The sequence below is a fragment of the Schumannella sp. 10F1B-5-1 genome, assembly GCF_006517535.1.
Classification (GTDB): Bacteria; Actinomycetota; Actinomycetes; order Actinomycetales; family Microbacteriaceae; genus Schumannella.
The window spans coordinates 1-256 of sequence record NZ_VHQH01000230.1; the positions used below are offsets into that span (position 1 = coordinate 1).

Consider the following 256-nt stretch of genomic DNA (forward strand, 5'->3'; position numbering starts at 1 on the left):
TGGGGTCCCGCGGCCCGTGCGGTGGGCTACCTCGGGCAGCGCACGCTGCCGATCTACGTCACCCACGTGCTCGTCGTGTCGCTGCTCGCCTGGGTGGTGCCGACGGATCTGGTCCCCGCCGCGATCGCGGTGCTGCTGCTCATCGCGATCTCGATCACGGCGAGCGTGCTGCTGGGGGAGCTGCTCGGCAGGGTGGGCGGGGTGTACTCGCTGCCGGCCCCGGTGGGGCGCTTCGCACGCACCCGATCGGCTCCGG

1 protein-coding gene is annotated in these 256 nt (G+C 73.4%); it reads left to right on the top strand.

What is annotated here, in order from left to right:
- Window positions 1-256 (top strand): hypothetical protein (locus FJ658_RS16495; protein WP_219995798.1); only part of this gene is annotated, 256 nt, incomplete at both ends.